Source organism: Leifsonia sp. Ger2509, assembly GCF_055231915.1.
In genome coordinates this window covers 2,682,079-2,696,292 of sequence record NZ_JBUYVB010000003.1, presented here as the reverse complement: position 1 = coordinate 2,696,292, position 14,214 = coordinate 2,682,079, and the positions used below count along the sequence as shown (strand labels likewise).

Sequence of the window (14,214 nt, the reverse complement as noted above, 5' to 3'; positions counted from 1 at the left end):
TGTGAACGGGTGCACAGGTTGCACCGTGTGCGTCCGTTCAGAACCTGGGCGAGCGAGCGGATGGCGCGCCTACAGCTGCGCCATGATCTGGCGCGCGATCACGCGACCGGCGCGGTTCGCCCCGATGGTGCTCGCCTGCGGCCCATACCCTGCGAGGAATATGCGCGGGTCCTGCCAGGATGCTCCGGAGGCGACGGTCAGTCCGCCCTTCTTCTCGCGGAGCTTCAGGGGTGCGAGATGTCGCAGCTCGGGGCGGAACCCGGTCGCCCAGATGATCGCATCCACCTCGCTGTATGTGCCGTCTGGCCAGCGCACCCCGTGGTCCTCGATCGCGCTGAACATCGGACGCTCCACGAGGACTCCCCGCGCGATGCCCGCAGCCACCCGGCGCGTGCGCGGCACACCGGTTCCGCTCACGATGCTGGGGAGCGCTTCGCCGGCGCGCGCCGCCGCATCCTGCGCCGCGACCGCGGCCACGCCGCCCTCGATCGTCAGCTCGGACTCGTCGCGGAACTCGACCGGGCGACGGGTCGCCCAGAACAGTTCGCTCGCGACCCCTTCGAGTTCGAGGAGGAAACCGATCGCCGACGTCCCTCCGCCCACGACGACGACACGCTTGCCGGCGAACTCGTCGGCCGCGACATAGGAGTTGGTGTGCACGTGACGCCCGCTGAAGGTCGTCACTCCGGGGTAGTAGGGCACGAACGGTGAGCCCCACGTCCCCGTGGCGTTGACGAGCATCCGCGTCGTGGTCTCGCCGCGCGAATGCTCGACGACCAGGTCGGCCCCCCGGTTGAAGACGCTCGTGACCGTCACCGGGCGCTGCACGTCCAGGCCGAAATGCTCCTCGTACCGGCGGTAGTAGCCGGCCACGATGTCCTTCGCCGGAAGCGAGCGGTCGGCGGTCTCGAAGCTGATCCCGAGCTCCGGCATTCCTGGGAGATCGTTCACCTTGTGCGCACTGCCGAGCTTCAGCGCATCCCAGCGGAACTGCCACGCTCCACCGGTGCCCGGACCGCGGTCGTAGATGATGAAATCGACGCCGGGAGTCAGCTCGAAACGCCTCAGATAGTATGCGACGGCGAGCCCTGCCTGGCCTGCGCCGACGATCACCACCTGGGTTTCGTCACTGCTCGTCGTCACGCCTCATCCCATCATGATTCCCTGTGCGGCACACAAGGGCGCACTGTGCCCTGCATGCTAAACTAGCCGCTAGTTTTCACTGTTCCTGTTCGGTCGCTCGGGTGACTCATTGCCCACCTGGGCCTGGCATCGTAAGGGGGTCACGCATGGGGCGCGGCCGTCAAAAAGCAAAGCACACCAAGATCGCGCGCGAGCTGAAGTCATTCAGCCCTGAGGTGAACTACGACGCGCTCGAGCGTGAGCTTACCGGGCACTCGCATCACGACGACCAGTACGCCGCGTGGGCCGACTACGAGCCAGAGGGCTACGGCGCCAGCAGCACCGACACGTACGAAGAAGAAGACCAGCCCAAGCGGGCCTGACCGACCTTCCACCACAGCGTCGACCGCGTCACAACCATCCCTTCTCGGCCGCGATCCCGGCAGCTTCTGACCGGTTTCGCGCACCGGTCTTTCCGATCGCGCTCGACAGGTGGTTGCGCACCGTCCCTTCCGACAGGTGCAGTTCGCGCGCGATGTCGCTGATCGTACCTCCCCTGCCAGCGACGACCAGCACTTCCGTTTCGCGCGGGGTGAGCGGCGAGTTGCCGGAGGCCAGCGACTCGGCGGCGAGGGCGGGGTCGACGACGCGAAGGCCGGACGCCACCCGCCTGACCGCATCCGCCAGCTGACCCGACGGGGTATCCTTCACCACGAACCCGGACGCACCCGCCTCCATCGCGCGACGCAGGTATCCGGGCCGCCCGAACGTCGTGACGATCAGCGACCGGCAGGCGGGGAACTCCCGTGCAAGCCGGGCGGCCGCGGAGATGCCGTCGAGCCCCGGCATCTCGACGTCGAGCAGCGCGACATCGGCCGCCGTGCGTCGCGCCGCATCAACGACCTCATCGCCCCGGCCGACCTGCGCCACCACCGTCAGGTCGGGTTCGAGGTCGAGCAGTGCCGCGAGCGCACCCCGCACCAGGGCCTGGTCGTCTGCGAGGAGGAGCCGGATCGGTTCGGTCACTCGGCCGCCTTCCGTACGCTCAGCTGGAATCCGCCGTGGATGCTCTGAGCGGCCACCACGCGTGCGCCTGCTGCCCTGGCGCGCGCGACCAGACCCTCCAGGCCGTTGCCGCCGCCCTGTGCGACAGGCGACGCATCCGCACCCACGACGCCCACCATCCCGGGCCCTCGTCCGTCGTCCGCGACGACGAGCGAGTCGTCGGAGAGCTCGACCCAGCAGTTGCGGGCGCCGGAGTGACGGATGACGTTGGTCACGCCCTCGCGCAGCACCCACCCGAACAGCTCGCGCAGGTCCGGACGCACGATCTCGCCGTTGCGAGGCAGGTGCGCCTCGATATCGGCTGCGGCGAGCGCCGTCTGGGCGGCGGCGAGCTCGGTCGACAGGCTCATCTCCCGGTAACCTGCGACGGCGGCGCGCAGGTCGGTCAGGGCGGCGCGCGACAGGCGTTCGATATCGGCGAGCTCCTCCTCGGCGCGCGCCGGATCCAGGGTGACGAGCCGTCGTGCCAGCTCCGATTTCACGGTCACCACGGTCAGTGAGTGGCCGAGCACATCGTGCATGTCCCGCGAGAACCTCGCGCGCTCCTCGACGACCGCGAGGCGGGCGACCTCGGTCTGAGCCTGGCGCAGTTCGCGCACCGTGCGCATCTGCCGGTTCAGCCCGAACATCATCGAGGTGACCGAGAAGGTGATGATCCCCGACCACGCAGCGCTGTCGACGAACCCGGTGAGGAACCCGTAGACCAGCGGGACGAGGATCAGCACGGCCGTGAAGACCGCGACGACCACGAACTCCTCGAAGACCGCAGCCGACACGACCGCGACCAGCACCCACAGCCAGAACGCCGTGCCCCCGAGCAGCGGGAAGAACGCGAACGACAGGACCCAGTAGGCGGCCACCGCGACGATCCGGTCGCGCAGCGGCGCCCACCAGACCATCGGGGCCAGGAAGACGAAGATGCCGCAGTAGATGACGAGCAGCACGGTTGCGGCGATCTTCTCGGGCACGGTGCCGGGGGACAGCCAGACGGCGATCACCGTGAGCGCCTGGTAGAGCAGCCCGAAGCAGGCACCGATGTACCAGCCGCGCGTGGACCGGTCGGTCATGCTCGCGCGGGCCCTGCCCCACCATTCGTCCCAGCTCGCGGGGCGCTCCACCGACGTGCGGGAGGCCAGGTCCATACCGATCACTGTAGACCGGGCCGACCTGGCCTCGGGCGCACGGGGGTCAGCTCCGCGCGGCATCCCGGCGATACCGCCAGATGATGAATCCGCCGAGCGCGAGAGTCCAGCCGATCAGGACCAGCGCCGGCGTCAGGATGTCGCCCGACTGGTGCGCGCCCATCTGGCCGATGCGGTTCAGCCAGTACGAGGGCACGACCTGCGCGACGTTCGCGACCCACGCCGGGAAGATCTGGAGGGGTATCCACAGACCGCCGAGCACGGCCATCCCCATGAACACCGCCATGAACAGCGGCTGCGCGAACTCGGGCTTCGCGAACTGCCCGATCAGGATGCCCAGAAGCGAGAACGGGAGGATTCCGAGCCAGAGACCGAGGCCGGCGGTCATCCAGTTCACCGGCGGAAGGGTCGAGTGGTAGAGCAGGACCGAGACGGTGAAGATCACCAGGATCGAGACGAGTCCCATCAGCATGGCGGTGATCATCTTCGACAGCAGGTAGCCGGTGCCGCTGAGCGGCGTGATGCGCAACTGCCGGTTCCACCCGATGGAGCGCTCCGTGACGATGTTGAACGCCTGCGAGAGGGCGGCCATCATCCCGCCATAGCCGGCGACCTGGATGGTCGTCACGACGATCCACGGAAGCCGCGTGACCGAATCCACCTGCCCTGCTCCACCGAAGGTGCCGCCGAACGCGACGAGCATGATCAGCGGGACGGCCAGGGTGAAGATCATCGCGCGGGCGTTCTTGATCTGCCGGAACGATTCGAGTCCGACGTAGGCGATGCTCATGAGCGTGCCCCTTCCAGGGTCGTGGCTGTGGATGTGGTAGCCGAGTCAGGTCCGCCCGGAGCGCTCGCGAAGTCGGAGCGGCCCTCGGTGAGCGCGAGGAAGGCGTCGTCCATCGTGTGCGACGTGACCTCGATGTCGTGGACGTCCTGGTATGCGCTCAGGAGGCTCCGCAGCGTCGCGTCCGAGTCGTCGCTCACCAGGGTGAACTGGCTGCCTCGGTGCTCGAAGCTGCGCACGCCGGGCAGATCGCCGAGTTCGCGTTCGATCTCGGCACTCCACGCGAAGTCCGCCGTGGCACGGATGCGGCGGCCAGACACGACCGCCTTCACCTCGGCGGGGCTGCCGTCGGCGACGACGCGGCCCGCGCTGAGCATGACGATGCGGTCGGCGTAGGCATCCGCCTCGTCGAGGTAGTGGGTGGCGAAGACGACCGTGCGCCCTTCGTCGGTGAACTCCCGCATGGACTGCCAGAACGTGCGGCGGGCCTCGACGTCCATCGCCGCGGTCGGCTCGTCGAGGAACAGCAGGTCGGGGTTCGAGACGACCGCGACGGCGAACCGTGCGCGCTGCAGCTGGCCGCCGGAGAGCTTGCTGACCTTCTGCTTGGCGATCTCGGTGCAGCGGGCACGGGCGAGCGCCTCATCGACGGACAGCGGATGCCGGTGCACGCTGGCGACGAGCCCGACGCTCTGCGCGACGGTCAGGGTCGGCAGCAGCGCGCCGCCCTGGAGCATCGCGCCGACGCGGCCGTTCTCGATCGCGGACCGCGGGCTCGCGCCGAAGAGCTCGGCTGTTCCCTGTGTGGGATGCGCGAGTCCGAGCGCCAGGTCGATGGTCGTCGACTTGCCGGCGCCGTTCGGTCCGAGCAGGGCGACGACTTCGCCGGGTTCGATGGTGAGGCTGACTCCGTTGACCGCCTGGATGTGTCCGAACGACTTCTTCAGGTCGGTGAGCTGGATGGCTGGTGTGTTCACGGTTTCAGCCTCCCAGTGGCTGAGTGCGACTGCGCAGCCCATCCGTCAGGTTCGCGGGGTGACGAATGTCATGCCCCGGGCAAGCGCTGTCCGTGGGCGCCCACGCGCGCCCGCACGCCTATGCGCGCCCGTCGAGCACAGGAAAAGACACCTCATTCGCGCGACATGAGATGCCTTTTCCTGTGTTCGGCGGCGCGGGTCAGCTCTCGGAGGATCGGAACCGCATCAGCCCGAAGACTGCGAATCCGGCGCCGACCGTGAGGAGCAGGCCGCCGAAGAGCAGCGCTAGGTCGGTGGAGCTTCCCGCAGTGCTGGATGCTCCGGCACGCGGGTTCGCGGCGTCGATGGCCGACGGCACCCGCGGCCCGAGCGCGAGACCGGCCCCGGCGCTGCCGTTCCCCGCCGTCGGGGCCGTGACCGCAGCAACGCGCGGGAGCACGGCGGTCGCGCCCGCAATGTCGACGCTCTCGGATGCGCGCTGCAACAGCACGAAGAAGCTCGCCGCGGGCGACCCGAACGGCCGGTCGAGGAGGGGGACCTGGATCGTTGCGCTGTCCTGTCCGACTGCGAACCGCACGGTACCGCCCGCGCCCGCGTAATCGACGCCGGCACGTGCGGAGCCGTCTGCGGTCACGTAGTCGACACGGCCTGTCGTGTCGGCCACGGTTCTGGACACGGTGAAGCGGGCCGACCGTCCGTCGGCGGAGAGCCCAGCGCTCGCGATGCGGATCGCGCCCGCCGGCGTCACGGTGACGGATGCGGTGGCCACCGCGCCGAGCAGTTGCGGCGTCGCCACCGGCGGAAGGTAGCGGGCCGTCACGGTGTGCGATCCCACCGCCGGTGCGTCCAGATTCGCGCGAGCCGTACCCGTCTGATCGACGGGAACCGTCGCCTCGGCGGACCCGTCGACGCTGAACTCGACGGAACCGGTGCGGGGAGCCGCCAGGAGCATCCGCCCCACGGTCGCGCTGACGTCGAACCCGTCACCTGCCTGCGCCTGCGCCGGCGCCGCGATCGCGAGGGTCGTGACCGTCTCGCACGAGGGGGTCGCGGCGTCGATGCCGACCGTCGTGGAGCCGAGCGTCCAGGTCAGGTCGCCTGCCTCACCTGCGAACGTGGTCGCGAAAGCCGCGTGGTGCATCCCGGGCTCGAACGTCGCCGGCTGTCCGCGGTCGCCGCCGAGGGTCACGCTGTTCTGGGTAGAACCGGGTTCGAGTGCGACGGTGGACGCCGACGCGTTGGCGTACCCGAAGACGACAGTGAACGCATCCGGTGCCGCCCCGGGTGCGGAGCTGACGCAGTCGACGACGGGAGCGAGCGCGGCCGCGGAAGGTGCTGCATCAGCGGCCGGTGCCGCATCAGCGGCACCCTGTGTGACGAGCGCGAAGAATGCGCCGAGAACGACCACCGCGGCTGCGCGGGAACCGCGCGCAGGCGAACGTTTCACACGCGCAATATTATCCCGGAGACGAGGCGCCTGGTCGCAGCCGAAATGTGGGCGACCGCGGGGTCAGGTTGCAGGAGCCGACGAGGTGGCCGGTCGCAGTCGGATGCGTGGGCGACCGCGGAGTCAGGCGCAGGAGCCGACGAGGCGCACGGTCGCAGTCGGATGCGTGGGCGACCGCGGAGTCAGGCGCAGGAGCCGACGAGGCGCACGGTCGCAGTCGGATGCGTGGGCGACCGCGGAGTCAGGCGTAGGAGCCGACGAGGCGCACGGCCCCGCCGTCGACACCTTTGGCACCCTGCTCGAACCCGGCGAAGTCGCGGGCCGAAGTGGCGATCGTGCCGACCGTCCACGAGGGGATGCCGTCGGCCGTGAGCGCGGCGGCCACCGCATCCGCTGCATCCGGCGCGACGACGGCGAACATGCCGATCCCGAGATTCCAGGTTCCCTCGCTGGATTCGAGCGTCGAGCCCGCGAGATCGCTCAGTACGCGGAACACCGGAAGCGGCGACCAGGTGGAACGGTCGACCTCGACCCAGGATCCGCGCGGGAGCACGCGGGCGAGGTTGGCTGCGATTCCGCCACCGGTGACGTGGCTCAGCGAGTGGATGGCCCCACCCAGCGCAGGGTCGCCGAGCACGCGCAGCAGCGGCGCGGTGTAGAGGCGGGTCGGCTCGAGGAGCACCTCGCCCACGACACCGCCGAGGTCGTCGGAGCGATCGGTGAAGCCGATTCCCCGCTTCGACAGGATGTGGCGGACGAGCGAGAAGCCGTTCGAGTGCAGGCCCGAGGATGCGAGGGCGACCACCACGTCGCCGTCACGGACGCGATCCGCGCCGAGCACCGCATCCGCTTCGACGGCGCCGACTGCCGCGCCGGCCACGTCGTAGTCGTCGGGGCCGAGGAGACCGGGATGCTCGGCGGTCTCGCCGCCGACGAGGGCGGTGCCGGTCTCGGCGCACGCACGTGCGATGCCGGCCACGATGTCGGCGATCCGCGACGGAACGACCCTGCCGCACGCGATGTAATCCGTCATGAACAGGGGTTTCGCGCCGACGACGACGATGTCGTCCACGACCATGCCGACGAGGTCCTGCCCGATCGTGTCGTGCTTGTCGATCGCCTGCGCGATCGCGACCTTGGTGCCCACGCCGTCCGTCGACGTCGCGAGGAGGGGATGCGCGAAGTCCTTGAGCGCGGACACGTCGAAGAGGCCGGCGAAGCCGCCGACACCGCCGAGGACCTCGGGGCCGTGCGTGCGCGAGACCGCGGACTTCATCAGCTCGACGGCGAGGTCACCCGCTGCGGTGTCGACGCCGGCTTCGGCGTAGGAGGACGTGGCGGATGCGGGCTGTTCGGTCACGCTTCAAGAGTACCGGCCCGGGATGCGCGCCCCGCCCCGCGTGTGGACTGACGCCCGGGCGCCCACCTTGTGAACGCACGCACAGGTTGCACCCTTTGCGCCGGTTCAGAACCTGTGCGCCCGGCGACCGCCCGGGTCTCGCCGCACTGGATACGTCTCGCCGCACCAGGTAGAGCTAGTGCGGCGAGAGCAAACGAGTGCGGCGACGACAGACCCGCGCGCGGGCTTCTACTCCTGGCGACCGGGGTCGCCGAAGGGCAGCTGCCCGGACCGGGCAAGTGCCCGCTCACGCAGTTCGGACGCGTCGAGCACGACGTCGAACTCCGCATCCGGCCCGGGGTCGCATCCGCCCGCACCGACCGTCTCGGGGTCGACCGCGGTCGGCCGCTCGAGCAGGTTCTTGCCCAGGTGGTGCGCATCCGGCAGCGGGATCGGGTACACGCCGGTGAAGCAGGCCGTGCAGAGACGTTCGCGGGGCTGCTCGGTCGCGGCGATCATCCCGTCCTCGGAGAGGTAGCCGAGCGAGTCCGCGCCGATCGACTGGCGCACCTCATCGACGGCGAGGCCGGTCGCGATCAGTTCGGCCCGCGACGCGAAGTCGATGCCGTAGAAGCACGGCCACGTGATGGGCGGGCTCGAGATGCGGACGTGGACCTCCGCGGCCCCCGCCTCGCGCAGCATGGACACGAGTGCACGCTGCGTGTTTCCGCGCACGATGGAGTCGTCGACCACGACGAGCCGCTTGCCCTTGATGACCTCTTTGAGCGGGTTGAGCTTCAGCTTGATGCCGCGCTGGCGGATCGTCTGCGACGGCTGGATGAAGGTGCGCCCCACGTATGAGTTCTTGACCAGCCCCTGACCGAACGGGATGCCGCTCGCCTGCGCGTACCCGATCGCCGCGGGGGTGCCGGATTCGGGCGTAGGGATGACCAGGTCGGCTTCGATCGGATGCTCCTGCGCCAGGCGCCGGCCCATCTCGACGCGCGCCTCGTGCACGCCGCGCCCGGCGATGGTCGTGTCGGGGCGGGCCAGGTAGACGTATTCGAAGACGCAGCCGGCGCGCTTCTCCTCCGCGAAGCGCACACTGCGCAGGCCGTTCTCGTCGATGGAGATCAGTTCGCCGGGCTCGACCTCGCGGACGAAGCTTGCACCGACGATGTCGAGGGCGGCGGTCTCGGAGGCCACGACCCAGCCCCGTTCGAGGCGGCCGAGCACGAGCGGGCGGACACCCTGGGGGTCGCGGGCCGCGTAGAGCGTGGTCTCGTCCATGAAGACGAGGCAGTAAGCGCCGCGCAGGCGCGGAAGCACCTCGATCGCGGTGGCCTCGAGCGTGTGGTCGAGGTCGCCGGTGAGCAGCGCGGTGACGACGGCCGTGTCGGTCGTGTTGCCGCGGGAGAGCTCGCCGTCGGTCTGCGGGTAGCGCTCGTGCACGAGCTGGAGGAGCTCGGCCGTGTTGGTCAGGTTTCCGTTGTGGCCGAGCGCGACGGTGCCGCTCGCGGTGCGACCCAGGGTCGGCTGCGCGTTCTGCCAGCTGGATGCCCCGGTCGTCGAGTACCGCGTGTGGCCGACGGCGATGTGCCCGGTGAGGGTGTTCAGCGAATTCTCGTTGAACACCTGCGAGACGAGACCCATGTCTTTGTAGATGAGGATCTTCTTGCCGTCGCTGGTCGCGATGCCGGCCGACTCCTGGCCGCGGTGCTGCAGCGCATAGAGGCCGAAGTAGCTGAGTTTGGCGACTTCTTCGCCTGGTGCCCAGACGCCGAAAACTCCGCAGGCATCCTGCGGGCCTTTCTCGCCTGGCAGTAGATCATGACTGAGAAGACCGTCGCCTCCGGACAAACCGGATACCCCTTAGCTCTCGATGGGATTGTGGGTGTCGTCGTTCGTTACGCGCACGTCGAGTCTATCGGCCTGGACCGTCTTCGCCCGCCTGCCTGCGGCCCGGTCGAGGGCGAGAGCGACAAGGGAGCCGACCGCGACACCGAGGGCGATGGCGGCGACCAGCAGGAAGCCGAAGACCTGCGCCCGGCTGTAGGTCGGGTTCTCGGGAAAAGCGAACGTGAGCGCGAGCGCGATCAGTGCGAACACGACCGAGCCGGCGAACATGAAACGGAAGTACCGCGGAGTCCGCTTCACTGTCACCGTGTCTTCGGTGACCGTCGCGTTCTCGTCCGGCGCTTCGCTCATGGGTCCATTGTCCCTCATGAAAGCTGGGAGCGGATCGGATGGGCCGGCCACCTACGACACTCCCGTCACACGCAGCGGGACGAGAGCTGCCAGGTCCGCACGCTGCCCGGAGGCGTGGATGGCGCCCCCTGCCATGGCCGCATCCCAGGTGCCGCGTCCGGTGGCGAGCGCGAGCCAGGTGCGCGCATCCATCTCGACGACGTTGGGCGGGGTCCCACGCGTGTGCCGGGGGCCGGGGATGCACTGCACGGCCCCGTACGGCGGCACCCGGACCTCGACGGTGTTGCCCGGTGCGCGCTCGGCGAGCAGCTGCAGCAGGTAGCGCACCGCCGTCGCGAGCATCCGGGTGTCGGATGCGTCGGCCAGCGCGGCCGTCACCGCCTCCGACCCGACGTCGTCACCGATTCGCGCTCGTGCCATGGGACCATCCTGCCAAATCCCCTGTCCACAGATGGCGGCGCACTTTCCTGCGCCCGCCGGACGGGCCATAGGCTTGCTCCGTGAAGATTCTCGTTCTCGGATCCGGTGCTCGCGAGCACGCCATCATCACTGCGCTCCTCAGCGAGGAGGCCGGGCACGAGATCATCGCGGCACCGGGAAACGCGGGCATCGCGCGGGATGTGACGGTGATCGCCCTCGATTCGCTCGACGCGCAGGTGGTCGCGAATTTCGCCATCGAAGAGAACATCGAGCTCGTCGTGATCGGGCCGGAGGCTCCCCTGGTCGCCGGCGTCGCCGACGGCCTACGCACCCGCGGAATCCCGGTCTTCGGCCCCGGCAAGGCCGCCGCGCAGCTCGAGGGTTCCAAGACCTTCGCCAAGCGCATCATGGATGCGGCCGGCGTTCCTACCGGCCGCGCGGTGCGGGCGGCGACGCTCCTCGAGGCGGAGGAGGCCCTCGACGCCTTCGGCGCCCCATACGTCGTCAAGGCCGACGGACTCGCGGCGGGCAAGGGCGTGCTGGTCACCCACGACCGGGAGGCGGCCGTCACTCACTCGGCGTACTGGCTCGAGCACGGCTCCGTGCTGGTCGAGGAGTTCCTCGACGGCCAGGAGGTGTCGCTGTTCCTGATCAGCGACGGGCACACTGTGCTCCCCCTGTCTCCCGCACAGGACTACAAGCGTCTTCGCGACGGCGACGAGGGCCCCAACACGGGCGGGATGGGCGCATACTCTCCGCTGCCCTGGCTGCCGGAGACGTTCGTCGACGAGGTCATCAGCACCATCGCGCTGCCGACGGTCCGCCAGCTCGCCAAGGAGCAGACCCCGTTCATCGGGCTCCTCTACTGCGGCCTCATCCTCACCGACCGCGGTGTGCGCGTGATCGAGTTCAATGCCCGGTTCGGCGACCCCGAGACGCAGGTCGTGCTGCCGCGGCTGGTGACGCCTCTCTCCGAGCTGCTCTTCGGTGCTGCGACCGGCTCGCTCGCGGGCGTCGCACACCCTGAGTTCGCGCTCGACGTCGCGGTGACGGTCGTCCTCGCGAGCGAGAACTATCCCGAGACGCCGATCACCGGCCGCCCCATCCACGGGCTGGATGCCGCCGCCGCGGTGCCCGAGGTCACGATCGCCCACGCCGCCACCGCGTTCGACGCCGCTACCGGGTCGTTCGTCGCAACCGGCGGTCGCGTGCTCAGCGTGGTCGCACGCGGCACGACGTTCGCGGAAGCCCGCGCCCGCGCCTACGAGGCGCTTGACCTGATCGAGCTCGAGGGCGGCCAGTACCGCACCGACATCGCAGCGCGCGTCGCTGGGTAGCTCGAACCTGCGCGGCGAGCACAGGAAAAGTGGGCGACTCGCGCGCGCGAAAGCCCCTTTTCCCTGTGCTCGCCGCGCGGGTCCGCGGGTCCGCGGGTCCGCGGGTCCGCGGGCCGCGGCGTCGAGTCCGGGAAAAGTCCGGGAATTCGCTCCGATCCGCGGACTTTTCCCGGGCTCGACTCAGGCGAGGGATCCGGCGCCGGCTAGAGGACGCGGGCGAGGAAGTCGTTCGTGAAGACGTGCTCGGGGTCGAAGTCGCGGGAGAGCGCGCGGAAGTCCTCGAGCCGCGGGTAGAGCGACGGTACGATCGCGTCCCGGTCGAGGTAGAGCTTGCCCCAGTGCGGGCGCGACCCGAGGGGAAGGAGCGCATCCTCCAGCGCCGGCAGCACGGCCTCGACGCCCGCCTGGTCGCGAACCCAGGTGAAGTGCAGCCCGACGACATCCGTGCCGTATGCCGAGCTCAGCCACAGCTCATCCGCCGCGACCGTGCGGATCTCGCTCACCAGCAGCAGCGGCGCGATGAGTGTCGCGATCCCGCGGACGGCGTCGATCGCCTCGCCGATGCGCGCCCGGGGCACCAGGTACTCGGACTGGATCTCCGCACCGTTGCTGGGCGTGAACTCGAAGCGGAAGTGCGCCAGCCGCTCATTCCACGGTCCGACGACGCCGAGCTGCTCGGTGGTGTTGCGCACATCCATCGTCTCGATCATGTGGCGCGGAGCGGTGAGGGCGGGCGCGCCGAAGAAGGAGTCATCGACGCCGCTCGGAGCATCCGCCCGCTCTTTCACCCACGCGAGCGCGACCGCCGGCTCGTCCCACGTCGTGAACAGGCTCACCGAGTAGGCGCTCGATGTGATCGCGTCGAACTGCGTCGCGACCGCGTCCCACGGCAGGCCGCCGAACAGGCGCTGGGATGCATCGAAGCTCGGCTCGATGTCGAGCGTCACCTCGACCATCACCCCGAGCGCTCCCAGCGATACGACGGCACCGTCGAAGCCGGGCTCACCGCGGCGCAGCTCCACAAGCTCACCGTCCGCGCGGAGGATTCGCACACCGCGCACGGCGGTCGCGAGGTTGCCGTTGCGATCGCCGGAGCCGTGTGTCGCGGTGGCGACCGCACCCGCGATCGAGATGTGCGGAAGTGAGGCGAGGTTGTGCAGCGCCCATCCCGCCGCCTGGAGCTCCCTGGCGACGTCGCCGTAGCGCATCCCGCCGCCGACTGTGACCGTGCGTGCAGGTTCGTCGATGCCTACGAGCGCGGGCAGTGACGCCGTGCTGACCAGCAGTTCGGACGAGTCGGCGAGCGCGTTGAAGGAGTGCCGGCTGCCGAGCGCGCGGACCTTGCGCGCCCCGGAGATCACCTCGCGGAGTTCATCGACCGATGCCGGCGCCGCGATGCGTGCCGCCCGGTACTCGTAGTTCCCCGCCCAGTTGAGCTCGCCCATCGTGGTCCTTCCGCTGCGCCGTCGTCGTCCGTTCCAGTCTGGCATCCGCCGTTGTGAACGCGCACATCCGGACGGCAGGGCCGTTCACCGCAACGAGCGTACGCCGTGGCCGACAGCCGGGCCCCATTCGGTGCGAGTGCATCGATGCGCGCGCGAGGCCGCCAGACCACCGGACCCGCGCCCCGGCGCGCCGGCGGCCGCCCAGCTTCTGCACGACCGCACACGGTGCAACGTGCGGGCTCGCTCCGAACGTGGGCGCTCGTACAGAAGGTTGGCGCTCGTACTGAGGGCAGGCGCCCACGCCAGCGGGCCGCCGTACCGAAGGTGGGCGCGCCTGCAAGAGCAGGGCACTCGCACACGATCGGGGCGCGAGTCCTCAGGACGCGGGCGCCACCCCGGCCGCGCCCGCCGGCTTCGCGTAGCCCGGATGTCCATCCGGCGACAGGCCGCTGGCCTCCGACAGCTTCCCCAGCAGCGCCGCGAACTGCACCTGTTCCTCGGAGGTGAGGGCTGCGAGCACGGCGTGCTGGTGCTCCTCGGCGATGGTGCGAAGTGGCCCGAGCAGCGCCTGCCCCGTCTCGGTCAGGGACAGCTCGTAGTTGCGCCGATCGCGCTCGGACCTCGACCGTTCGACGAGCGCGCGCTGCTCGAGGGAGTCGAGCAGCGGCACGATCCGGCTGGGAGTCGTGCCGAGCCGGGCGGCGAGTTCGCGCTGGCTGATTCCGGGCGATCGCCCGAGCACCCGGATGGCGCCTGCGTCACGTGGGGTGAGGTCGAGTTGCGCGACGCGCTCGGCGAAGCGGTCGGCCGCCGCTGCACCGAGCTGCGCGAGGAGGAACGCGGTGCGCGCGGGGGCACCTCGCGGATGTGCGGGCGCGGCAGGTCGATCGGTCACGAGAAACAGAATACAGCCTTGCCGAAACAA

Annotated in this window: 14 protein-coding genes; 2 read left to right on the top strand and 12 right to left on the bottom strand. The window is 69.8% G+C overall.

The window, feature by feature from the left end:
- Window positions 1–69 precede the first annotated feature (69 nt).
- Window positions 70–1,143 carry an NAD(P)-binding domain-containing protein gene (locus ACV7NN_RS13285; RefSeq protein WP_463350048.1) on the bottom strand — a complete coding sequence of 358 codons (1,074 nt, stop codon included), beginning with the start codon at window positions 1,141–1,143 and terminating at the stop codon, window positions 70–72.
- Window positions 1,144–1,289: 146 nt separating this feature from the next.
- On the opposite strand from ACV7NN_RS13285, the gene ACV7NN_RS13280 reads away from it, so the two are divergent.
- Window positions 1,290–1,505: a DUF3073 domain-containing protein gene (locus ACV7NN_RS13280; RefSeq protein ID WP_463350047.1), complete on the top strand. Its 216-nt coding sequence runs from the start codon at window positions 1,290–1,292 to the stop codon at window positions 1,503–1,505.
- 28 nt (window positions 1,506–1,533) lie between these two features.
- Here ACV7NN_RS13280 and ACV7NN_RS13275 read toward each other — a convergent pair whose 3' ends face one another.
- The 9 genes from ACV7NN_RS13275 to ACV7NN_RS13235 form a co-directional block, all read right to left on the bottom strand.
- A complete protein-coding gene (locus ACV7NN_RS13275; protein WP_463350046.1) occupies window positions 1,534–2,148 on the bottom strand; it encodes a response regulator in 615 nt (204 codons plus the stop codon).
- Entirely contained in the window at window positions 2,145–3,329 is a 1,185-nt protein-coding gene (locus ACV7NN_RS13270; protein WP_463350045.1) for a sensor histidine kinase, read from the bottom strand. Before ACV7NN_RS13270 ends, ACV7NN_RS13275 begins: the two co-directional genes overlap by 4 nt.
- A 46-nt stretch (window positions 3,330–3,375) precedes the next feature.
- Window positions 3,376–4,119, bottom strand: coding sequence for an ABC transporter permease (locus ACV7NN_RS13265; protein ID WP_463350044.1), 744 nt, complete (start codon window positions 4,117–4,119; stop codon window positions 3,376–3,378).
- Window positions 4,116–5,093 (bottom strand): ABC transporter ATP-binding protein, encoded by a 978-nt coding sequence (locus ACV7NN_RS13260; RefSeq protein ID WP_463350043.1) that lies wholly within the window; start codon window positions 5,091–5,093, stop codon window positions 4,116–4,118. The genes ACV7NN_RS13265 and ACV7NN_RS13260 overlap by 4 nt, the downstream gene beginning before the upstream one ends.
- 199 nt (window positions 5,094–5,292) lie before the next feature.
- Window positions 5,293–6,540, bottom strand: coding sequence for a Calx-beta domain-containing protein (locus tag ACV7NN_RS13255; protein ID WP_463350042.1), 1,248 nt, complete (start codon window positions 6,538–6,540; stop codon window positions 5,293–5,295).
- A 241-nt stretch (window positions 6,541–6,781) separates the two neighbouring features.
- The gene (gene purM / locus ACV7NN_RS13250; RefSeq protein WP_463350041.1) at window positions 6,782–7,900 is read right to left on the bottom strand and encodes a phosphoribosylformylglycinamidine cyclo-ligase; all 1,119 of its coding nucleotides are present in this window, start codon (window positions 7,898–7,900) and stop codon (window positions 6,782–6,784) included.
- A 228-nt stretch (window positions 7,901–8,128) separates the two neighbouring features.
- Window positions 8,129–9,739 (bottom strand): amidophosphoribosyltransferase, encoded by a 1,611-nt coding sequence (gene purF / locus ACV7NN_RS13245; RefSeq protein ID WP_463350040.1) that lies wholly within the window; start codon window positions 9,737–9,739, stop codon window positions 8,129–8,131.
- Between the two features lie 12 nt (window positions 9,740–9,751).
- Window positions 9,752–10,087 carry a hypothetical protein gene (locus ACV7NN_RS13240; protein ID WP_463350039.1) on the bottom strand — a complete coding sequence of 112 codons (336 nt, stop codon included), beginning with the start codon at window positions 10,085–10,087 and terminating at the stop codon, window positions 9,752–9,754.
- A 51-nt stretch (window positions 10,088–10,138) separates the two neighbouring features.
- Window positions 10,139–10,507, bottom strand: coding sequence for a sterol carrier family protein (locus tag ACV7NN_RS13235; RefSeq protein ID WP_463350038.1), 369 nt, complete (start codon window positions 10,505–10,507; stop codon window positions 10,139–10,141).
- Between the two features lie 80 nt (window positions 10,508–10,587).
- On the opposite strand from ACV7NN_RS13235, the gene purD reads away from it, so the two are divergent.
- Window positions 10,588–11,844 carry a phosphoribosylamine--glycine ligase gene (purD, locus tag ACV7NN_RS13230; RefSeq protein WP_463350037.1) on the top strand — a complete coding sequence of 419 codons (1,257 nt, stop codon included), beginning with the start codon at window positions 10,588–10,590 and terminating at the stop codon, window positions 11,842–11,844.
- 203 nt (window positions 11,845–12,047) lie between these two features.
- Here purD and ACV7NN_RS13225 read toward each other — a convergent pair whose 3' ends face one another.
- Both ACV7NN_RS13225 and ACV7NN_RS13220 read right to left on the bottom strand, forming a co-directional pair.
- On the bottom strand, window positions 12,048–13,289 hold the full coding sequence (locus tag ACV7NN_RS13225) for an FAD-binding protein (protein WP_463350036.1): 1,242 nt from the start codon (window positions 13,287–13,289) through the stop codon (window positions 12,048–12,050).
- Between the two features lie 376 nt (window positions 13,290–13,665).
- Window positions 13,666–14,184: a MarR family winged helix-turn-helix transcriptional regulator gene (locus tag ACV7NN_RS13220; protein ID WP_463350035.1), complete on the bottom strand. Its 519-nt coding sequence runs from the start codon at window positions 14,182–14,184 to the stop codon at window positions 13,666–13,668.
- Window positions 14,185–14,214: the final 30 nt, after the last annotated feature.

What these genes read in the sequence shown, in the direction of transcription:
- ACV7NN_RS13270 (WP_463350045.1), bottom strand. Translation starts at nt 3,329, where the DNA reads ATGGACCTGGCCTCCCGCACGTCGGTGGAGCGCCCCGCGAGCTGGGAC.
- ACV7NN_RS13265 (WP_463350044.1), bottom strand. Translation starts at nt 4,119, where the DNA reads ATGAGCATCGCCTACGTCGGACTCGAATCGTTCCGGCAGATCAAGAAC.
- ACV7NN_RS13240 (WP_463350039.1), bottom strand. Translation starts at nt 10,087, where the DNA reads ATGAGCGAAGCGCCGGACGAGAACGCGACGGTCACCGAAGACACGGTG.
- ACV7NN_RS13225 (WP_463350036.1), bottom strand. Translation starts at nt 13,289, where the DNA reads ATGGGCGAGCTCAACTGGGCGGGGAACTACGAGTACCGGGCGGCACGC.
- ACV7NN_RS13235 (WP_463350038.1), bottom strand. Translation starts at nt 10,507, where the DNA reads ATGGCACGAGCGCGAATCGGTGACGACGTCGGGTCGGAGGCGGTGACG.
- ACV7NN_RS13280 (WP_463350047.1), top strand. Translation starts at nt 1,290, where the DNA reads ATGGGGCGCGGCCGTCAAAAAGCAAAGCACACCAAGATCGCGCGCGAG.